Below are 19,868 nucleotides of genomic sequence, written 5' to 3' on the forward strand. Positions count from 1 at the left end.
CCATGGGGCAGCCGCGGTCGACCTGGTCGGCGAGCGAGTCGTCGCAGAGGTCCATGCCGCCGCGGGTGCCGCGCGTCAGTCGTTCTCGTCCCGCTTCCGGTCGGCGTCCTTCGGCTCCTCGGCCTCGGCGGCGTCGTCCGCCTTCCCGGAGTCGTCCGCTTCCCTGACGTCGTCCGCCTCTCCGGCGTCGTCCGCTTCCGCGGCGTCGTCGGCCTCCGCGGCGCGGTCCCGCTCGGCGGGCGTCGTAGGCTCGTCGGAGCCGAACGCCTCGTCGGTCTCGTGCCTGCGGTTGCGCCGCACGCTCAGCGCCACGCCGATCGCGACGCCCGCCAGCAGCCCGAGGACGATCACCCACAGCACCACGCCCAGGCCGCCGCCGCTGTCGTCGTCCGCGGTGCCGTCCCCCCGGCCCGCGCCGTCGTCCGGCGCCGGGCCCAGCGCGTTGAGCGTGTTCACCAGGTTGGTGCCGCCGAACTCGGTCGGCGAGTCGCCGCCGGCGTGCGCCGCGAGCACCAGCAGACCGACGGCCGCCGGGCTCTGCGTGTAGTCCGGCCACTCGCCGTGGTGTTCGCGCAGCCAGCCGAGCGGACCCGCGAGCGCCGCCTCGTCGCCGAGCGCGGCCAACGCGATGATCGCCTTGGCGGTGTTGCCGAAGTCCGGCAGCCGCTCCGCCTCCTCGTCCGGGGTGGCCGAGGGGGCCATCAGGTACTGACCGTTGTCGGCGAGCGTCACGGACAGCCGGGCCGCGCCGGCCAGACCCGAGGTGAGCTGCGGTGACAGCGGAGCCCCGGCCTCGTCGCCGGCGGCGCCGTCCGTGCCGTTCTCCGTACCGCCCTCGGTGGCGGCCGTGTCGTCGGTCGGCTCGTCCGTCGGCTCGTCGGTCCGGTCCGCGGGGTCGGTCGGCTCGTCGGCGGACCGGTCGGCCCCGTCGTCCCCGTCCTCCGGGGACTCCGGGCTGCCGCCGTCACAGGGATCGAAGCCGGGCGCGGTGGCGGACACCGCCTCCGGGTCCACCAGCAGGCCGCTGCCCGCCGCGGCCAGCACCGCGTCCACGGTCGCCGCGTCGTTGGCGGTCAGCTCGCCGGACTCGGGGTCCGGCTGCCAGGCGAACGCGCCGCGCTCGCCCTCCGGCGCCTCGCAGTCGAGCTGGAGCGCGGCCAGCGCCTCGAAGGGCGAGTTCCCCTCCCGAAGCACCTCGGCCGGACTCTCGCCGGCGGCCGAGAACGCGCTGCTCACGAGCGCCGTGGAGTTGGCGTCGCTCGGCCCGCCCGGGTTGTAGCTCCAGCCGCCGTCCGCGTTCTGCACCCCGGCCAGCCAGCCGAGGGCGGCCGACACCCGCTCGTCGTGCCCGCCGAGCGCCGCCAACGCCTGCGCGGCGAGCGCCGTGGCGTTGGAGTCGGCCGCCGTCACGTCGTCGCACGGCTCCTGCGCGTTGGCCCGGAAGGAGAGGAAGGAACCGTCCGCGCACTGCTGCCCGAGCAGCCAGTCCACGGCCGCCGAGCCCGGTTCCAAGCCGGCCGCGTCCTGCGCCAGCAGGGCGATCGACTGCCGCAGCACCCCGTCGTACGTCGGATCGCTCCGCCCGAAGAGGGCGTTCGGCGCCGTGGCGGCCGGCGCCGCCGCGGCCGCCGGATTCGCCGCACCCGGCTGACCGAGGACGACGGTGGCGGCCAGCGCCACGACACCGCCGGCCAGCGCCGCGCGGCGGAGCGGCCGCTGACGAGAGTGGTTGAACACCTGGGAAGCCTTTCGCTGTGCTGGCCCGCCGGCACGGCCGACCGGCACGCGCGGCGACGCGCCGCTGGATCCCGGGATCGGAGCCGAATCCGCCGGCACGCGCAGCACGGGGGTGACTGTCGGCCGTCACTCTATCCGGCCGGGCGCGGCCCGCCTGTCTCGATATCGGTCGGCGGGTCGGGGCCGTGTGCTACGACCGCCGCCCCCGGGCCCGCCGACCCGCCTCGGCGCCGCCTCGACGCCCCTCGACTTCCGTGCGCCGGACGGCGCTTGACCGCCCTCCCGGCGAACCCGGCACGTGCCCGCACGTGGTGATAATCACCAGGTCCGGGACGTATCCGCCGGAGGTGATGGCGGGTTAGGGTCGATACCCGTGGGTAGCAACGGATATCGAGGGGGGACGCGCGTGACGGCTGGGGCCGGTGTGGACCACCCGCTCAGGATCGCGTTGCTCACCTACAAGGGGAATCCCTTCTGCGGCGGCCAGGGCGTCTACGTCCGCCATCTCTCCCGCGAACTCGCCGCGTTGGGACACCAGGTGCGGGTCGTCGGGGCCCAGCCCTACCCCGTGCTCGACGACGGCGTGCCGCTGATCGAGCTGCCCAGCCTCGACCTCTACCGGCAGCCCGACCCCTTCCGCACGCCGCGGCCGGCCGAGTACCGCGACTGGATCGACGTGTTGGAGGTCGCCACCATGTGGACCGGCGGCTTCCCCGAGCCCCGCACGTTCGCCCTCCGCGCCGCCCGCGAACTGGCCGCGCGGCGCGACGAGTTCGACGTCGTGCATGACAACCAGACCCTTGGCTACGGGCTGTTGCCCGCCACCCGCCGCCTCGGCCTGCCCCTCGTCACCACCATCCACCACCCCATCACCGTCGACCGCCGCCTCGAACTGGCCGCCGCCGAGAGCCGCAAGCGCCGCTACTCGGTGCGGCGTTGGTACGGCTTCACCCGGATGCAGCGGCGGGTCGCCCGGCGGCTGCCGACCGTGCTCACCGTCTCCGGCTCCTCGCGCCGCGAGATCATCGAGGACTTCGCCGTGCCGCCCGAGCGGGTGCACGTCGTCCCGATCGGCGCCGACACCCGCCTCTTCCACCCGGACCCGGGCGTCCCCAGGATCCCGGACCGAATCGTCACCACGTCCAGCGCCGACGCGCCGCTGAAGGGCCTGGTCCACCTCGTCGAGGCGCTGGCCAAGCTGCGGACCGAGCGCCCCGGCGCCCACCTGGTGGTGGTCGGCGACCGACCCCGGCAGGGGCCCGTCGCCGACGCCCTCGACCGCTTCGGCCTCGACCACGCCGTCGAGTTCGTCAAGGGCATCAGCGACGCGGCCCTGGTCGACCTGGTGCGCGGCGCCCAGGTGGCGTGCGTCCCGTCGCTCTACGAGGGCTTCTGCCTGCCGGCCGCCGAGGCCATGGCCGCCGGCACCCCGCTGGTCGCCACCACCGGCGGCGCGATACCCGAGGTCGCGGGCCCGGACGGCGAGACCTGCCTCGCCGTCCCACCGGGCGACGCGGGCGCCCTGGCCACCGCGCTGGCCAGGCTGCTCGCCGACGACGACCTCCGCGCGCGCATCGCCGCGGCCGGCCGGGAGCGGGTCCTCGCCCGCTTCACCTGGCACCACGCGGCCCGCGCCACGGCCGACCACTACCGGCGGGCGCTGCGCGCGACGGCGGCGAGAAGCGAGACAGGGACAGGGACAGGGGGTTGATCGGGTGCTGACCGTGGACTTCACACGGTTTCCGGTCGCCGCGGGCGACCACGTGCTGGACCTCGGCTGCGGCCAGGGCCGGCACGCCTTCGAGGCGTACCGGCGCGGCGCGCACGTCGTAGCGCTCGACCGGAACGCGGCGGACGTCCGGCACACCGCCGGCTGGCTCGCCGCGATGCGCGAGGCCGGCGAGGCGCCCGAGGGCGCGAGCGCCCTCGCGCTCCAGGGCGACGCGCTCGCGCTGCCGTTCGCCGACGACACCTTCGACGCCCTCGTCGTCTCCGAGATCATGGAGCACGTCCCGGACGACAAGGGCCTCCTCGCCGAGGCCGTCCGCGTGCTGCGCCCCGGCGGCCGGATCGCCGTCACCGTGCCGCGCTACTTCCCGGAACGCGTCTGCTGGGCGCTGTCCGACGCCTACCACGAGGTCGAGGGCGGCCACATCCGCATCTACCGCGGCGACCAACTCGTCCGCCGGCTCCGCGAAGCCGGGCTCCGCCCCTACGGCACCCACCACGCGCACGCCCTGCACGCGCCCTACTGGTGGCTCAAGTGCGCGTTCGGCGTCGACAACGACCGGGCGCTGCCGGTGCGCGCCTACCACCGGCTGCTGGTCTGGGACATCATGAAGCGCCCGCTCGCCACCCGGGCCGCCGAGCAGCTGTTCGACCCGATCCTCGGCAAGAGCCTCGTCGTCTACGCCACCAAGCCGCACACCCCCGCCACGGCCCTGGCGGCCGCGTGACCAGCGCGGAGCCCGGCGCCGAGCCGCTCGCCCTGTCCGGGGTGCTCACCGCCGCCGAAGCCGACGACACCGCCCGGGCCATCGCCGGCGAGCAGCGCGCGGACGGCGCCATACCCTGGTTCGCCGGCCACCACCTGGACCCCTGGGACCACGTCGAGGCCGCGATGGCCCTGGACACCGCGGGACGCCACGAACAGGCGGCCGCCGCCTACGACTGGCTCGCCCGCCACCAGAACCCCGACGGCTCCTGGTACGCCGCCTACGCCGAGGGCGACGCCACCCGCCCCACCGACCTCGGCCGGGAGAGCAACTTCTGCGCCTACCCCGCCGTCGGCGTCCTCCACCACTACCTGGCCACCGGCGACGAGGCGTTCCGCCGCCGCATGTGGCCCGTCGTGCACGCCGCCGTCGAGTTCACACTGGGGCTCCAGCAGGAGGGCGGCCAACTCGGCTGGCGCCGCGACCCGGACGGCACGCCCGTCACCGACGCGCTGCTCACCGGTTCCTCGTCCGTCTACCAGTCGCTCCGCTGCGCCCTCGCCCTCGCCGACCTGGCCGCCACGCCGCAACCCGACTGGGAACTCGCCCTCGGCCGCCTCGGGCACGCCGTCCGCCACCACCCGGAACGCTTCCTCGACAAGTCCCGCTACTCCATGGACTGGTACTACCCGGTCCTCGGCGGCGTCCTGCGCGGCTCGGCCGCCCGCGCCCGCCTCGCCGGCGGCTGGGACGACTTCGTCATCCCCGACCTCGGCGTGCGCTGCGTGCGCACCAACCCCTGGGTCACCGGCGGCGAGAGCGCCGAGCTCGCGCTCGCCCTCTGGACGATGGGCCTGGAACGGCGCGCCGTCGAGGTGCTGCGCTCCATCGGGCACCTGCGCGCCGAGGGCGGCCTGTACTGGACCGGCTACGTCTACGCCGACGAGGCCGTCTGGCCGGCCGAGCTCACCACCTGGACCGCCGGCTCCCTGCTGCTCGCCGTCGCCGCGCTCACCGGCGACACCGCGACCCGCGCCGTCTTCGGCGGCGCCGGACTGCCGCGCGGTCTCGAAGCCGACTGCTGTGCGTGAGCCGACCCCCGTGCGTGAGCCGGGGCCCGGTGCGTGAGCCGACCGCCATGCCCGACGCGGCGAGGGCCCGCCAGGACGGTGTGTCGTCCCGGCGGGCCCTCGCCCGTGAGTCTTCGAGGCGCGTGACGTCAGCCGCGCTGGATCCCCGAGGTGTCCTGCAGCACGCCGCGGCGGCCGTCCTGCGTCTGCGCCACCAGCTGCTGGCCGCGCTGCTCGACGGCCAGGTACCAGGTGCCGGGCGCCAGCTCGGCGATCGGCGTCGGCGCGCCGTCCTCGCCGTACAGCGGGCGGGTGGCCGGCACCGCGAACCAGAACGGCTGGAAGTTCGGGTCCGGCGCGCCGGCCCCCGCGGCGGGCGCGGCCTGCGTCGGCTGGAACGGCTGCGGCGTGGCGGGCGCGCCCGCGCCCGGACCCGGGTAGCCGTAGCCCGGCTGCGGCGCGCCGGCGCCGGGGTAGCCGTAGCCGGCGGGCTGCGGGGCGGCGGTGGTGCTCGGGCCGGTCAGCGGCGCGCTGAGCGCGGGCACCAGCGGCGTCGCGACGGCGACGGCGGCCATCAGCAGGGCGGCCAGCAGGCCGAGGATCAGGCCGATGCCGGTGTCGAGGCCGAAGCCGCCGCCCAGCGACCAGAGCGCCGCCCAGGCCGAGGTGACGGAGAGCGCGGTGCCCCACTGGTTCAGCTTCAGCCCGCCGAACTCCTTGTCGGGCTGCGGCAGGAAGCGCGAACCGACGATCGCCGCCGCGCCCAGGACGCCCGCCAGGAAGACCGACGGGAGGATCGGGAAGATCTCCGACTCCCAGGCGTTGACCCCGCCGCCACCGCCGAAATCGTTGCTGGGTGCCGAGAAGGTGTCGAGGAAAGAGGCGATGAAGAGCAGGACCGCTGCTCCGATCACTACAGCGTCGCCTCGGGAGAGCGAGCGGTTGTTCACGTCAGAATCCTTCGTGGTTCTCGTCGTCATGGTCTGGTCAGATGGGGGCGGGCCCCATCGTATGTATGAAGTTCTGGACGAAGCCCTGGGAACGGTTGGACTGTTTCCTACGCGACACGCTTGTGATGCCGTCGTGACTTCTTTCTACGGGTCAGATCCCCGGCGCCAGTCGTCTCAGCACCCGCAGCGTGCGGTGCGTGGCGACCTCGCCGAAGGCCCCGCTCGACACCGCGCGCCGCCAGATCCGGTAGGGCGCCTGGCCGCCGTCCGCCGGGTCGGGGAACACGTCGTGGATCACCAGCAGCCCGCCGTCGGCGAGCTGCGGCACCCAGCTCTCGTAGTCGGCGGTGGCATGGGCGTCCGTGTGGCCGCCGTCGACGAAGACCAGGCCGAAGCGGCCGCCTCCGCCCCCGCCGAGCGCCGCCGCGGCCCGCGGGGATCCCCCGACCACCGCCACGACGTGTGCCTCGAGACCGGCGTCCGCCACCGTACGCCGGAAGAAGGGGAGTGTGTCCAGCCGTGTGGCGTCCGCGGCGTCCAGCAGGTCGGGGTCGTGGTACTCCTGCCCCGGCTGCTGCTCCTCGCTGCCCCGGTGGTGGTCGACGGTGACGACGACGGTGCCGGCCCGGCGGGCGGCCTCGGCCAGCAGCAGCGTGGAGCGGCCGCAGTAGCTGCCTATCTCCAGCAGCGGCAGCCCGAGGCGGGCCGCCTCGACGGCCGCCGCGTGCAGCGCCCGGCCCTCGTCGACGGGCATGAAGCCTCGTGCCGCCTCGAACGCCGCGAGAACGCCCTCCGCGATCTCCGGCGTCGTGCCCGGTCCCGTCACGCGTCCCCCTGTGGTCCCGTTCCTTGCCGCCAACATGCTGCCCTATGGGCGGCCGGACGACGCGAGCGGGGTCAGCCGACCCGGGCGAGCGGCGCCTGTTGGAGCGGGACGGGCTTGGTGACGGCGAGGGGCGGGGGCGGCCCGACGACCCCGACGCCCTGCGGCGGCTCGGCCGCGGCGGCCGGGGCCGGCCCGGCCATGAGGGGAGCCGGCTCGCTCGCGGGCGTGGGAACGGGCGCGGGCGCCGCGTCGGCCACGGCCGGTTCCGGCTCCGGTTCCGGTTCGGGCGACGGGCCCGGCTCGGGCTCCGCCGCCGGCAGCGGAGCGGACTCCGGCGCCTGCGCCGTATGCGGTGTCGGTGTCGGGGTCGGGGTCGGCGTCACGGCGCCGTCGCTTCCGCCCTGCCCCGCGGCTCCGCCGAGGCCGTTGCCCGCGTCCGCCGCGACGGGCGCCGACGCGGCCGCCGGGGCCGACGTCGTGGGCTGCGCCGGCTCCGCCGGGGCCGCCGGCTCCGGCACGGACGCCCGCTCCAGGCCGCACGGCACCACGGGCGTGCTGTACGGCAGCAGCAGCCAGCCGTCCGTCGTCCAGCGGCCGGTCCCCGGCAGCCAGCCCTCGGGCGCGGCCAGATGCCGCAGCTCCCGCTGCCGCGGCTGCCACACCGCCACCCAGTCCGCGCTCGCCGTCGTCATCCGCAGCGCCACCGCGCACGCCTCCGGCATCAGCACCTGACCTGGCTGGAGCGCGAACGGCGTCACCGTCACGTTCTCCGGGTGCAGCGCCTCGGGGAACCGCACCGGCAACTGGCTGCCCAGCACGCCCCAGCCGATCCGGTCGGTGCCCGGCGCGTCCGAACGCACCAGCAGCAGCCCGCTGTCCGGGTCGGCCAGCAGCAGCCGGTCGTTGCTGTCCTCCGCGATCCGCAGCAACTCCGTCGGCTCGCCGCCGTGTTCCACGTCCACGGTGACGGTGCGGGTGCGGCCCTCCGGGTCCGTGCGGTCGAGTGCCAGCAGCCGGCCCGAGGCGTCGAGCCAGGCGCCGCCGGAGCAGCGCCCGGCGAGCACCGTCACCAGCTCGGGGCCGAACGCGCCCCCGCACACCAGCCACAGCGCCGTCGTGTCCTCGTGCCTGGCCAGCGCGTACACCCGGGCCCCGTCGGGCGCCGGCGGCAGCAGCGTCAGCACCTCCGACTCCACGGCGCCGAGCGGCAGTTCGCCGGTCTCGGGGCCCGAGGGGTAGAGCAGCGAGAAGTGGTGGCGGCCGTCGGCCCTGCGGCCGATCAGCACCCGCCCGTCGGCCAGCGGCATCAGCTCGCTGGCCGGGTCCTCGGGCTGCGTGCCGGGCAGCCGGACCGCGTAGGGCTCGGGGCCGTCCAGCGTCCACCGCTCGGGACACCAGGCGTCCGCGCCGTCCACCGAGACCAGCCGCGCGGCGTAGCCGCCACCCGCCGCGACGGTCAGCGGCGCCGGACGGAACGCGGATGGTCCCGGCACACGCGCCGGCTCCGTGACCTCGGCCGTCATGACTCTCCTGCCTTTCGCGCCCACAGCGGGCGGACCCGGTGTCGATCATCGCGATCACGACGATCGCCATGATCACGGCGATCACGGCGATCACGGCGATCACGGCGATCACGGCGATCATCACGAACTCCGGCGATGGGAGATCTCTGGTACACGGGGACGCTCACCTCCAGCCAGGACGCTAGGTTCGTACTGCCAGCCGAACAACTCGGCTTGAGCTGCTTCACGCATAAGGGTGACGGTTACCGGATTCTCATGATCAACCGGGGTCGCGTGTGCGTGGTTCGGACCGTGGCCGGGAGCGCGGAGCCCCGTCCTGGGGGCGCCGCCCAGCGTTGGCTGGGGGAGGGTGACGGTAGCCTGGGCGCGTGCCCGTACTCTCCGACGTCATCTCCGCGCTCGACACCCTCTGGCCCCGCGAGCGGGCCGAGGAATGGGACGCCGTGGGACCGGTCTGCGGCGACCCCGACGCCGAGGTGCGCCGGGTGATGTTCGCCGTCGACCCGGTCCAGGGCGTCGTCGACGAGGCGGTGGCGATCGGCGCCGACCTGCTGGTCACCCACCACCCGCTGTACCTGCGCGGCACCACCACCGTCTCGGCCGACACCTTCAAGGGCCGGGTCGTGCACACCCTGATCAGGAACGGTGTGGCGCTTCACGTGGCCCACACCAACGCCGACCGCGCCGACCCCGGCGTCTCCGACGCCCTCGCCGGCGCGCTCGACCTGCGGGTCACGGGACCGCTCGTCCCCGACCCCACCGACCCCCAGGGGCGGCGCGGCCTCGGCCGGCTGTGCGAGCTCGACCGCCCGCTGCCGCTCGGCGAGTTCACCGCGCTGGTCGCCGCGCGGCTGCCCGTGACCGCCCAGGGCGTCCGGTCCGCGGGGCCGCCCGACAAGCCGATCCGCACCGTCGCGGTCTGCGGCGGCTCGGGCGACGGGCTCTTCGACCGGGTGCGTGCCGCCGGCGTCGACGCCTACGTCACCGCCGACCTGCGCCACCACCCCGTCTCCGAGGCCCGCGAGCACGCCGGCGACCTCGCCCTGGTCGACGCCGCCCACTGGGCCACCGAGTGGCCCTGGTGCGCGCTGGCCGCGGCCCAACTCGACACCGTCTCCGAACGGGAGGGGTGGGGTCTGCGCACCCACGTGTCCCACCGGGTCACCGACCCGTGGATCACCCACCACCCCTCCCTCAGCAGCAGTGAAGGAGCCCCCAACTGAACGCCGCGCCCGCTGACCAGATCCGGCTGCTTGACGTCCAGGCACTGGACGTTCGGCTCACCCAGCTCGCGCACCGGCGCGAGAACCTGCCGGAGCACGCCGAGATCCGCACCCTGGAGGCCGATCTCACCCAGCAGCGCGACCTGTTGGTGGCCGCGCAGACCGAGGAGGGCGACACCGCCCGCGACCAGACCAAGGCCGAGCAGGACGTCGACCAGGTGCGGCAGCGCGCCGCGCGCGACCAACAGCGGCTCGACTCGGGGCTGGTGAGCAACCCCAAGGACCTCTCCAACCTGCAGAGCGAGCTGGCCTCCCTGGCCAGGCGGCAGGACGACCTGGAGACCATCGTCCTGGAGATCATGGAGCGGCACGAGGGCGCCACGGCCCGGGCGAAGGAACTGGCCGCGCGGCTCGACGCGTCGCAGGCCACCGCCGCCGAGGTGGTCCAGCGCCGGGACGCCGCCACCCAGGACATCGACGCCGAGGTCGCCGCCGTCCGCAAGGAGCGTGCCGAGACCGTGGCGCAGGTGCCGGCCGACCTGCTGAAGCTCTACGACCGGCTGCGCGCGCAGCAGGGCGGCATCGGCGCCGCGCGCCTCTACCAGCGGCGCTGCGAGGGCTGCCGGCTCGAACTCAACATCACCGAGGTGAACGAGGTGCGGGCGGCGGCGCCCGACACCGTGGTGCGGTGCGAGAACTGCGGCCGGATCCTGGTCCGCACCCCCGAGTCCGGGCTGTGAGCGGGGGAGTTCGGGGGCGCCAGTTCCTGGTCACGGCCGACGGCGGTTCCCGGGGCAACCCGGGCCCCGCCGGCTACGGCGCCGTGGTCAGCGACGCGGCGACCGGCGAGATCCTGGCCGAGGCCGCCGAGTTCATCGGCCGCGCCACCAACAACGTCGCCGAGTACCGGGGGTTGATCGCCGGGCTGCGGGCGGCGCGCGAACTCGACCCGGCGGCGCGGGTGCTGGTCCGGATGGACTCCAAGCTGGTCGTGGAACAGATGTCGGGCCGCTGGCAGATCAAGCACCCCGACATGCGTCCGCTGGCCGCCGAGGCCCGCACCGTCTTCCCGGCGGGCGCGGTCCGTTACGAGTGGATCCCGCGCGAGCGCAACAAGCACGCGGACCGGCTCGCCAACGAGGCGATGGACCGGGCCAAGTCCGGCTCGACGGCGCCGGCCGGCTTCACGGTCCGCCGGAACGCCGACGGCGCCGGCACCGCCGCGGACCGGACCGCCGCGGACCGTCCCGCCGATGCCGCCCCCGCCGTCGGCTGGGCGCGGCCCACCGGCGTGGCGACCACGTTCGTCCTCCTGCGGCACGGCGAGACCCCGCTCACCTCGGAGAAGCGGTTCTCGGGCAGCGGCGGCGGTGACCCGGAGCTGTCCGACACCGGCCGTCGGCAGGCCGAGGCCGCCGCGCGGGCGCTCGCCGACGCCGGCATCGAGGCCGTCGTCAGCTCGCCACTGGCCCGCTGCCGCGGGACCGCCGACATCGTGGCCGGGGCGCTCGGCCTCCGGGTCCGCATCGAGGACGGCATCCGCGAGACGGACTTCGGCGCCTGGGAGGGGCTCACCTTCGCCGAGATCCAGGAACGCCACCCGGCCGACGTGGCCGCCTGGTTGCGCGACCCGGACGCCCAACCGACGGGCGGCGGCGAGAGCTTCACCGCCGTCGCGCGCCGCAGCGCCGTCGCCCGGGACCGGATCATCGCCCGGCACGCCGGCCGCCGGGTGCTGGTCGTCAGCCACGTCACCCCGGTCAAGTCGCTGCTGCGGCTGGCCCTGGAGGCGCCGCCGATCGCCATGTTCCGCCTGGAGCTGTCGCCCGCCGCGTTCTCCGAGATCGCCTACTACCCGGACGGCAACGCGTCCGTCCGTCGCTTCAACGACACCGGCCACCTGGCCGGCGTCACGGCCGGGTGACGCACCGGGGAGGCCGACGGCGGCCCGCCGTGCCCCCGGGCCCACCGACCGGCTACAGCTCGCTGACCACCACGTCCAGCCGGCCGGGGCCCGGGGTCTCCACCAGGTAGCCGAGGTCGCGCAGGGCCTCCGCCAGCCGGCGGGGGGCCCGCGGCAACGCCCCGGCCGTCAGCAGGTCGCGCAGCAGCCGGCCCTTGGTGGCCTTGTTGAAGTGGCTGACGACGGACCGACGTTCGACGCCGTCCACGATCCGCGACTGCAACACCCGCACCGTCACCGTGCGCGCCGCCAACTCGTCGGTCGGCCGCCACATCGCCGCGTACGCGGACGACCGCAGGTCGAGCACCGGGCCGCTGCCCGCCTCGGCGGGCAGCGCCGCCGCCAGCGGCTCCCGCCAGTGCGCGGCGAGCGCCCCGATCCCCGGCAGCCGCACCCCGCCCGAGCAGCGGTAGGCGGGGATCCGGTCGGTGATCCGCACCGCCCCCCACAGGCCGGAGAAGACCAGCAGCGAGGCGCGTGCCCGCCGCCTGGCCGCCGCGTCCAACGAGGCCAGGCCGAGCGCGTCGTACAACACCCCCGTGTAGAGCTCACCGGCCGGCCGCGCCGGCGCGCTCCGCAGCGCCGCGTTGCGCGCCACCTCGGACCGCTGCCGCTCGGTCAGGCCCAGCACCTCGCGGGCCTTCACCTCGTCGCCGGTGCACAGCTCGACCAACTCCGTGAGCACCGCATCCCGCGCCCCCGTGAGTGCCGGCAGTGACAGCGAACCCGGATCCAGCGGCGCCCCGGCGCCGTCCCCGGCCTTGCCCTCCGAGGGCGGAAGCAGCACGAGCATCGGCCCAGCGTACCCGGCGGCGCGGGTAGGATGGCCGGCACGGCGGACGAGCCGGCCGGGCGGTCGCGACGGGATCCCAGCGGATCCCGCCGAGGAACGTCCGGGCTCCACAGGGCAGGGTGGTAGGTAACGCCTACCTGGGGCGACCCACGGGAAAGTGCCACAGAAAGCAAACCGCCGGGGCCGCGCGAGCGGCATCCGGTAAGGGTGAAACGGTGGTGTAAGAGACCACCAGCGCCCAGGGTGACCTGGGCGGCTCGGTAAACCCCACCCGGAGCAAGGTCAAGAGGGAGCACGGCGTGCTCCTGCGCGGACGACCGAGGGCTGCCCGCCCGAGTCCGCGGGTAGACCGCTTGAGGCCGGTGGCGACACCGGCCCCAGATGGATGACCGCCTCCCCGCCGGCCGCGAGGCCGACGGGAGACAGAACCCGGCGTACAGGCCGACTCGTCCGTCGCCTGCGTTTTCGCAGGTCAGAGGGGTTATTTGGGGGCGATTCCGGACGCCGGGTCGAATCGGGGGCGTTTTTCACCTCTTCGTGGCGTGGTCGACACTGGCCGCCGCTTCGGTTTCCTGGCTCGCCGGATGGTCGCCGGATGGTCGCCGGCAGGTTGGACGTGCGGTTCGTCGTGGGTTCCGAGTCGATCGGGCGGGCGCTCATGGCCTCCGGTGTCCCGGAAAGCGCCATCAGCATGGTGATCAACGGGATGGACGCGGGCCGGTTCCGGTAGGAGAGCGGCGGCGATCGTCAGCCGTACGGGGTCGGCCAACGCCTTCGCGCCCATGGCCGCCTGCTCCAACTCCGCCGACCGGGCATCCGGCATCCGGGCGCGGATCTCCTCGGCCACCGGGAGGTCAAGGCACAGCAGATCGCAGGAGTCGGCCTTGTCGTCGGCCATGTCGAGATCCCTCTTCGTCAGCAGGCTGGCGAACGCCGCGCCCGGGCCACACCGCGAACGGCCGGACGCCGATGGTGAAGCCGGCTGTCGCGATGCTGATCACCGCGCCGGCGGGGGCGACCGCCAGGGCCTCGGCGATGGTCCGGTGCGCGCCCACGGTTCTGGGCGCGACGCGGATCGGGTCGTCGGTCATCGACCTGCTCCTCCCTGGGAGTTGTTGGGGTCCGGTTGGCTCGGGTCCGGTTGGGGCGGAGGCGGGGGTGCGGTGATGCCGAGCGAGGCGCGGATCTGCGGGCCGAGCACGAGATAGAGGAGGCTCTTGTCCATCAGCTTGCCGAGGACCGGCATCACCAGGAAGTCGATCACGCCGGCGCGGTGGTAGAGGCGGGCGGCCATGGTGTTCTGCATCATGCCGCGCACGGCGCCGATGCTGACCGCGCCGGCCAGGCCGGCCAGCGCGCCGGCCAGGCCGTAGAAGGCAGCGGCGCCACCCTCCAGTTGGTGCCGGTTGCCCTCGGAGTCCTTGACACCGAAGATCGCGGCGCCGGCCGCTCCGGAGGCGAAGCCGGCCAGGGTGCCGATCCCGGCGTTGAGGAAGAAGTCGTAGGTGCCGGCGCGCCAGCGCAACACCTTCTCGTTTCCGGCGAACTCGACGCCGACGTTCTCGTCGTTCTGGCGGTAGTTCCAGGCGTTGCCCTGGTCGACGCTGCCCATGCCGGACTTCCAGGCGCCACGGTGGCCCGCCCAGTTACTCAGACCACCCACGAGGGACTTGACACCCGCGGAGATGGCGGCGTTGAACGCCGCCTGCTGGACGTCGGTGAGGGTGAACGGGGTGCCGGTGGCCGCCGAGACGATGCCGAAGACCGCGAGGTTGAGCAGGAAGTCCAGGACGAACTCCTGCCCGAGGCCCACCGCGAGCGCAGCCATGTTGTTGGCGAGGAACGGGGTGTAGAGGGACTCGGCCGAGTGCACCCCGCCCCCTGGCTGGCTGGTGACGGCCGGGCCCCATCTCCAGAGCAGCGGCTCGCCCCATGCCCGCGTGAAGCCGCGGAACTCGTTGGGGAAGTCGATGAAGTGCGTCTCGCGGCCCACGAGATGGGTGGTGCCGAAGGTGTCGCGCGCGAAGATGCTGCCCGCGATGGTGCGTTCGTTGACGACGGTGTGGGTGTTGCCGGCGCCGAAGACGTGCCGGCGCCACTGCTTCTGCCAGGTCTCCGACTCCAGGAACGAGCCGTCGGACAGCCGCTTCATCTCGCGTACCGTGATGCCGGCGTCGAACTCCTTCCATGCACGGTAGGCGTCGGCACCCTGGGCGGCGCCCAGGTCGTTGGGGGTCGGGGCGTACTCGCGGACCCGCCAGGGGTCGAGGGTGAGGCTGTCCCGCGCCCAGTTGCCGCTCTTCGCGTACGGCGGGATCTCCTGGATCCGGACGGCGCCCGCGCTGTCCAGGTGGTCGGCCCAGCGGGCGCCCGGCTTCCAGTCGTTCATGACCTGCCCGGTGTCGCCGTCGTACCAGCGGCGGACGCGGACGTCCTGGTTCCCGAACCGCTGGACCTCGCCGGTGGTGTCGGTCTTGTTCCAGCGCCAGGTCGGCGGATGGTGGGCGTCGCCCGGCAGCCGCCAGCCGTCCACGGTGACGCCGCCAGCCAACAGCCGGTGTTCCCTGACCAGTTGGTTGTTCGCGTCGAAGTCCTGGAACGAGTGGCGGTCCCAGCCGCGGTAGTGGATGTCGTTGTTCGCCGCGTACTTGCGGGCGCCGCCTGAACCGTCGGTGCCGATCCAGCGGTTGGGTCCGTCGGTGCGGATCTGGACGCCGCCCCCGCCCGTGCCGAAGGTGTCCTGCCGGGCGACGACCGTGCCATGGGGGTCGCGGATCTGCCAGTCCGTGTTGCCGCCCTGGTGGCCGGTGCGGCGGAAGTCGAGCGCGGTGCCGGCCGGGTTCTCCATGGGGCGCGGCTTGTACTCCAGGATGGTGCCGTCCTTGAACCCGACCCTGGCGATCCGCCAGTCGGCGGCGTTGGCGGTCGGCGTGAACGGGTTGGCGTGGGTCGCGTCGGTGCGGAACCGGTCCACGAACAGCACGTCGCCGGCCGTCTTGTTGCTGCCCGGCGGCAGGTGGACGCCCCCGAAGTCGGCGTTGTCGAAGCTGCGGTGGCCCTCCAGCTTGCCCGCGCCCTCCGACCAGGGCTGGTAGTGGTTGGGCAGCGTCACGCCGTCGGGCAGCTTGACGTTGTCGCCGACGGTGAGGTCGTTTCCGTTGGTGAGCTTGCGGGTCTCGCCGACGAAGTCCCCGGCGTGGCCGATCCGGAACACGCCGTTGCCCTGCTGGCTGGTGAACTGGATGCCGTGGTTGACGACCCCGGTGGCGTTGGTCTGCTCCCAGCGGGCGATCTGCATCCTGCTGTCCTTGGCCCAGGCCCCCTGGGTGCCCGGGCCGAGGTCGGTGTGCCGGTACTCGGAGCTGAGCACCGACCGCCAGGCGTTCGGCGGCCGCTGCTCGGCGATCCGGTGGATGGTGAGGAGGTCGCCGTTCTTCAGGGCCGAGATGCCGCCGACCTCCTTGCCTGTGGGGGCGATGCCCTTCCACTCGTTGCTCCAGCTGCCGTTGGCGTTGATGTCGTGCGCGTGGTAGCGGCGCAGGTGGTCGATATTGCCCCAGCCCGCGACCCGGCTGATCTTCTGGTGCACCACCTTGGTCTCGCCGGTGGCCGCGTCGTCCATCGTGTCGATCCAGGCGCGGCCCGGGCTCCACTTCCTGGTGCCGTCGGCGACCTGCTTGAAGTCGCCGTCGAATCGGGTCCAGTTGCTGGTGCTGCCGTTCCAGTAGTGGGCGTTCATGCCGCGCATGTCGGCGATGACGTGGCCGCCCTGCGGGTTCTCCCGGAAGTGGCGCACGGGGTTGCCGGCGTTGTCGTAGTCGACCCAGGCGCGGCCGCTGACGCTCCACTTGCGGCGGCCGAAGTCGCCGATGTTGCCGTCGGACCTGATCTCCGACCAGTGGTCCCGGCTGCCGGGGCCGTAGGGGACGCCGTTGCGGCCATTGAGGCTGGGGGCCGCGACGTGGCTGTCGAGGACGTTCCCGTCGGGCAGCATCCGGCGGTCGAAGACGGGGGTGCCTGAGTGGGAGGTGAGTGAGATGTGGCCGCGCTCGCCGCCCTTGACGTCGATCTTGCCGAAGTCGTTCCAGCCCGGGTTCCGGGGAGGTGTGGCGCCGGCGACGCCGGTGTTCCTGGTCCAGGTGGGCGCGTCGGGGTTGGTGCGGAAGTCGAGCAGGAAGTGCTGGTTGCCGACGGCCTGTCCCTGGTGGAAGACGTCGATGCGCTGTGCGGTGAGCTTGCCCGTGGCGCTGTAGTCCGCCCACTCGTTGGCGCGGGCGCCGAAGCCGTCGACGCGGTAGCCGCCCGGCTGGGTGTGGATGGTGCCGTGCGTGGTGATCGGGGTGAGTTCGCCGCCGCGCAGTTGGAGGTTGGTGGGGTTGGTGATGTCGAGGTAGCGGGAGTCGACGCCGTCGGACAGTTCGAGGACCCGCAGGTTGGTCGGGGCGCCGCCGTCCGCGGCGTGCAGGGTGACGTTGCGGATGTTGGTGGTGGCGTCGGGGGCGGCGACGGAGACGTCGAGGTGGCCGTCCTGTCGGTAGAGCCGGAAGACGCCGCCGTCGTCGTTGACGCGGAAGCCGGGGTTGGCGTTGGCTCCCGTCTGGGGCCTGGGCAGCACGGTGCGGTCGGGGATGACGACGCGATGGTTGTCGAGGAGTTCGTAGGCGCGCCGGCCGACGTCGCCCTCGAACTGCCGCATCCGCGCGAACTGGTCGACGCCGCCGGTGCCGGCGCCGGGCAGCCGGGTGTCCTGGAATTGGAACGCGCCGTCGCCGCCGAACCGGGCGACGATGTCGTTGCCCGGGGTGGCGACGGTGAACTCGCCGCTGGGCAGGCGGGTGAGGGTGACGTTGGGGGCGGGGGTGCCGTCCGCGTTCCGCAGCCCGATCCCGGCCGGGTTGGTGGTGTCGACGAACGCGAAACGCGAGGGCTGTCCGGGCTGGTTGAGGGTGAGGACGTCGTGGGTGACGCGGCCCTGGTTGTCGATCGCCAGGCCCCGGCCGTTGATGTCGAGACGGAGGCCGGTGCTGTTGCCCAGCTGGTCGAACTGTTCGGTGACGGTGGCCGACGCCGTGGCGCGGTGGCCGCCCGGCGGCGTGATGGTCGCGACGGTGTTGCCCTGCCTGACCAGCAGGTCGTGGCCGTTGAGGTTGGCCCCTCCCCCGTTGACGCGGAAGGTCTCCCACTGCAGCGAACCGTCGTACGCGTGCACGGTGTTGCCATGCCCGTTGGGCACGGTGACCAGGCCGCCGCGGACGGTCCCGCCGGCGATCGGGGCGCCGTTGCCGGCGTGCAGGACGGGTGCCGCACTGCCGGGCGGCACCGGCAGATGGCCGAACGCGTCGAGACCGACGCCGTTGCGCCCGACGAACTGCGTCGCGGTGCCGACCAGTTCGCCGGCCTGGTTGACCAGGGCATGCGGCCCCGTCGCCACCGGGACCCGGAAGGTGCCGGTGGTGCCGTGCGCGACGCCCGGGGTACCGCCGACGCGGGGCGGGGCGCTGTTGGGCACCGTGACGTCCTGACCCACCAGCGGGCCCCTGCGGTGATGGACGAGGTCCTCGATCAGCGTGCCGTTCGGGTTGTACGTGCTGGTCACGTCGCCGGCGACCTGCTGGAAGTTGCCGTCGGCCTGCCGGGCGATCCCCGCGAACGCGGTGCCGTCGGCGGCGCGGAATGCCGGGTTCGTGGCGTCCGCCACCGGGACGTGCGCGAACACGTTCCTGGTCGCGCCGCCGTGACCGGTGAGCTCGAAGACCCGGGACAGCTGGGTGCCGGTGGCGTCCAGCGAGACGTGGACGCCGCCGCCCTGGAGACGGGTGCCGCCACCGACCTGCGGGTGCGGGGTGACGCCGCCCAGCGCCTGCCCGTCCAGGCCACGGACCACCGGGCCACCGGCGGTGCCGGCGACGGGCACGAACACGTGGTGGCCGCCGGCCGGCGCGCCGGCCACGGCCGTACCCGGCACGGGGAGGACGTGGTGGGTGATGGCGCCGTTGGTGTCGACGACTATGCGGTTCGGTCCTGCCGTGATGAGGTGGTGGCCGTTGATGTGGGTGCCGAGCCCGGTGACGGCGTTGTCCACCGTGGTGATGGTGCCGTCCGCGCCGGTCCGCAGTAGGACGGGGGCGCCGCCGGCCGTCTCGTTGAAGCGGAGGCTGGTGCCGCCGAAGCCCGGGAACGTGCCGAGGTCGACGTTGCGGTGCGTGGTGAGCCCGGTCGGCTGGGCGTCGGTGATGCGGACCGTCCAGTCGCGCGAGATGCCGCCGCCGAGGTCGTGGTGGATCCGCACCGTGCCCGCCGTGTCGCCCGCGGGGGCGGTGATGGGCGCTCCGTCCGGGCGGGTGGCGCCGGTGACGGTCGGCCCGCCGGGGGCCAGGTCGTCGATCTGGAGGTCCACCTGGCCGAACCTGGCGTCGGTGAGGGTGGCGGTGCGGTCCATGGAGAGCAGTTCGACGCCGTCGCCGTCCACCCGGAAGCTCAGGTCACGGGTCACGCCACCCCCGAGGTTCTGCTGGGCCCGGAACACGTCGGCCGGGTCGCCGACGCCGCGGGTCGCCGTGATCGGGGCGTTGTTCCCGGCGATGAGCTGGACCTGGGTGACGCCGCCGGCGTCGTCGAAGCTGACCGCGACGCGGACGCCGGGCAGCCCGTCGATGCCGACGCTCCGGCTGTGGGCGCCCTGCGGCCCCAGGGGGCGGGGCGCCGGGGTGATCGCCTCGGTCTCGGAGACCCGGACGATCGAGGAGTCCAGCGGCCCGCCGGTGGAGCTGGAACCGCCGAGCGGGCCGGTCGAGCGGCCGGGCGGCGGCGGCAGTTCCCCGAGCTCCTCCAGCGCGTTCAGGGCCGGCGGGTCGCCGAGCCCACGCGGCGGGACGAGGGAGGACGAGCCGACCGACGGGATGTGGCCGCCGGGCGGGTTGCCGAGGGTGTGCGCCGGCGGCGTGCCCAGGGTGTTGCCTGGTGCGTGCCCGGGCGGGGGGCCGAGCACCTGGGAGGGCACGTTGACCTGGCCGCCGGGCAGTGGGGTGCCCTGGGTGAGGGCCGGGTTGATGTTCGATACGCCCTCGGTGGTGTTGGTCGTGGTGGTGCCGCCGTGCGAGCCCGGGGTGGTCGTGGTGAGGTCGTCGGTGCTGTTGAGGGCGCCCGAACCATTCGGGGTGAAGGCTGTGTTGACCGTCATCTCGCGGAAGTAGGCGGGTGGTGGGGCGTTGTGGGTGAGGCCGAGTTCTTCCAGGGCCCGCCACATCGCGAGGTCCGGGTTGATGTCCCAGAGTTTGCCGCTGAACAGGTCGGAGACCGACCGGCCACCGCCACCGCCGCCGGTGGTGGTGGCCGGTCGGTCTCCGAC

The 19,868-nt window shown here is 74.1% G+C and carries 15 protein-coding genes and 1 other RNA gene; 8 read left to right on the forward strand and 8 right to left on the reverse strand.

Annotated elements, in window-relative coordinates; all coding sequences use genetic code 11:
- Positions 1 to 75: 75 nt before the first annotated feature.
- Positions 76 to 1,737, reverse strand: a complete 1,662-nt coding sequence (locus E1283_RS10600) for a prenyltransferase/squalene oxidase repeat-containing protein (RefSeq protein ID WP_165956077.1) — start codon at positions 1,735 to 1,737, stop codon at positions 76 to 78.
- A 406-nt stretch (positions 1,738 to 2,143) separates the two neighbouring features.
- Between E1283_RS10600 and E1283_RS10605 the strand changes: the two genes are divergently transcribed.
- The 3 genes from E1283_RS10605 to E1283_RS10615 are packed head-to-tail and all read left to right on the forward strand — an operon-like array spanning position 2,144 to position 5,263.
- Positions 2,144 to 3,448, forward strand: coding sequence for a glycosyltransferase family 4 protein (locus tag E1283_RS10605; protein WP_207930357.1), 1,305 nt, complete (start codon positions 2,144 to 2,146; stop codon positions 3,446 to 3,448).
- 4 nt (positions 3,449 to 3,452) lie between these two features.
- Positions 3,453 to 4,193, forward strand: a complete 741-nt coding sequence (locus E1283_RS10610; RefSeq protein ID WP_132817704.1) for a class I SAM-dependent methyltransferase — start codon at positions 3,453 to 3,455, stop codon at positions 4,191 to 4,193.
- Positions 4,190 to 5,263, forward strand: coding sequence for a prenyltransferase/squalene oxidase repeat-containing protein (locus tag E1283_RS10615; RefSeq protein ID WP_132817705.1), 1,074 nt, complete (start codon positions 4,190 to 4,192; stop codon positions 5,261 to 5,263). Before E1283_RS10610 ends, E1283_RS10615 begins: the two co-directional genes overlap by 4 nt.
- 128 nt (positions 5,264 to 5,391) lie before the next feature.
- Here E1283_RS10615 and E1283_RS10620 read toward each other — a convergent pair whose 3' ends face one another.
- The 3 genes from E1283_RS10620 to E1283_RS10630 all read right to left on the reverse strand — a co-directional run bounded on the left by E1283_RS10620 (position 5,392) and on the right by E1283_RS10630 (position 8,541).
- On the reverse strand, positions 5,392 to 6,192 hold the full coding sequence (locus E1283_RS10620) for a DUF5336 domain-containing protein (protein WP_132817706.1): 801 nt from the start codon (positions 6,190 to 6,192) through the stop codon (positions 5,392 to 5,394).
- A 151-nt stretch (positions 6,193 to 6,343) separates the two neighbouring features.
- A complete protein-coding gene (locus E1283_RS10625; RefSeq protein WP_243744746.1) occupies positions 6,344 to 6,946 on the reverse strand; it encodes a class I SAM-dependent methyltransferase in 603 nt (200 codons plus the stop codon).
- Positions 6,947 to 7,089: 143 nt separating this feature from the next.
- Positions 7,090 to 8,541, reverse strand: a complete 1,452-nt coding sequence (locus tag E1283_RS10630; RefSeq protein WP_207930358.1) for a hypothetical protein — start codon at positions 8,539 to 8,541, stop codon at positions 7,090 to 7,092.
- Between the two features lie 38 nt (positions 8,542 to 8,579).
- On the opposite strand from E1283_RS10630, the gene E1283_RS10635 reads away from it, so the two are divergent.
- The 4 genes from E1283_RS10635 (at position 8,580) to E1283_RS10645 (ending at position 11,688) form a co-directional block, all read left to right on the forward strand.
- Entirely contained in the window at positions 8,580 to 8,726 is a 147-nt protein-coding gene (locus E1283_RS10635; protein ID WP_165956076.1) for a hypothetical protein, read from the forward strand.
- Positions 8,727 to 8,909: 183 nt separating this feature from the next.
- Positions 8,910 to 9,764 (forward strand): Nif3-like dinuclear metal center hexameric protein, encoded by an 855-nt coding sequence (locus E1283_RS10640; RefSeq protein ID WP_132817709.1) that lies wholly within the window; start codon positions 8,910 to 8,912, stop codon positions 9,762 to 9,764.
- Positions 9,761 to 10,504, forward strand: a complete 744-nt coding sequence (locus E1283_RS38080) for a CT398-like coiled coil hairpin domain-containing protein (RefSeq protein WP_207930360.1) — start codon at positions 9,761 to 9,763, stop codon at positions 10,502 to 10,504. The genes E1283_RS10640 and E1283_RS38080 overlap by 4 nt, the downstream gene beginning before the upstream one ends.
- Complete coding sequence (locus E1283_RS10645; protein ID WP_207930359.1) at positions 10,501 to 11,688, forward strand: bifunctional RNase H/acid phosphatase; 1,188 nt, start codon at positions 10,501 to 10,503, stop codon at positions 11,686 to 11,688. Before E1283_RS38080 ends, E1283_RS10645 begins: the two co-directional genes overlap by 4 nt.
- 52 nt (positions 11,689 to 11,740) lie before the next feature.
- On the opposite strand, the gene yaaA is transcribed toward E1283_RS10645, so the two are convergent.
- On the reverse strand, positions 11,741 to 12,520 hold the full coding sequence (yaaA, locus tag E1283_RS10650) for a peroxide stress protein YaaA (protein WP_132817711.1): 780 nt from the start codon (positions 12,518 to 12,520) through the stop codon (positions 11,741 to 11,743).
- A gap of 47 nt (positions 12,521 to 12,567) precedes the next feature.
- On the opposite strand from yaaA, the gene rnpB reads away from it, so the two are divergent.
- An RNA gene (rnpB, locus tag E1283_RS10655) (RNase P RNA component class A) lies at positions 12,568 to 12,973 on the forward strand.
- A gap of 28 nt (positions 12,974 to 13,001) precedes the next feature.
- Here rnpB and E1283_RS10660 read toward each other — a convergent pair.
- The 3 genes from E1283_RS10660 to E1283_RS37180 form a co-directional block, all read right to left on the reverse strand.
- Positions 13,002 to 13,418 (reverse strand): hypothetical protein, encoded by a 417-nt coding sequence (locus tag E1283_RS10660; protein WP_132817712.1) that lies wholly within the window; start codon positions 13,416 to 13,418, stop codon positions 13,002 to 13,004.
- The gene (locus E1283_RS37175; protein ID WP_165956078.1) at positions 13,375 to 13,611 is read right to left on the reverse strand and encodes a hypothetical protein; all 237 of its coding nucleotides are present in this window, start codon (positions 13,609 to 13,611) and stop codon (positions 13,375 to 13,377) included. Before E1283_RS37175 ends, E1283_RS10660 begins: the two co-directional genes overlap by 44 nt.
- Positions 13,608 to 19,868 (reverse strand): proline-rich domain-containing protein (locus E1283_RS37180; RefSeq protein WP_165956079.1); only part of this gene is annotated, 6,261 nt, incomplete at its 5' end. The genes E1283_RS37175 and E1283_RS37180, both read right to left, overlap by 4 nt.

It is taken from the genome of Streptomyces hainanensis (assembly GCF_004348415.1).
Classification (GTDB): Bacteria; Actinomycetota; Actinomycetes; order Streptomycetales; family Streptomycetaceae; genus Streptomyces; species Streptomyces hainanensis.

What these genes read in the sequence shown, in the direction of transcription:
- E1283_RS37175 (WP_165956078.1), bottom strand. Translation starts at nt 13,611, where the DNA reads ATGACCGACGACCCGATCCGCGTCGCGCCCAGAACCGTGGGCGCGCAC.
- E1283_RS10660 (WP_132817712.1), bottom strand. Translation starts at nt 13,418, where the DNA reads ATGGCCGACGACAAGGCCGACTCCTGCGATCTGCTGTGCCTTGACCTC.
- E1283_RS10630 (WP_207930358.1), bottom strand. Translation starts at nt 8,541, where the DNA reads ATGACGGCCGAGGTCACGGAGCCGGCGCGTGTGCCGGGACCATCCGCG.
- E1283_RS10625 (WP_243744746.1), bottom strand. Translation starts at nt 6,946, where the DNA reads ATGCCCGTCGACGAGGGCCGGGCGCTGCACGCGGCGGCCGTCGAGGCG.
- yaaA (WP_132817711.1), bottom strand. Translation starts at nt 12,520, where the DNA reads ATGCTCGTGCTGCTTCCGCCCTCGGAGGGCAAGGCCGGGGACGGCGCC.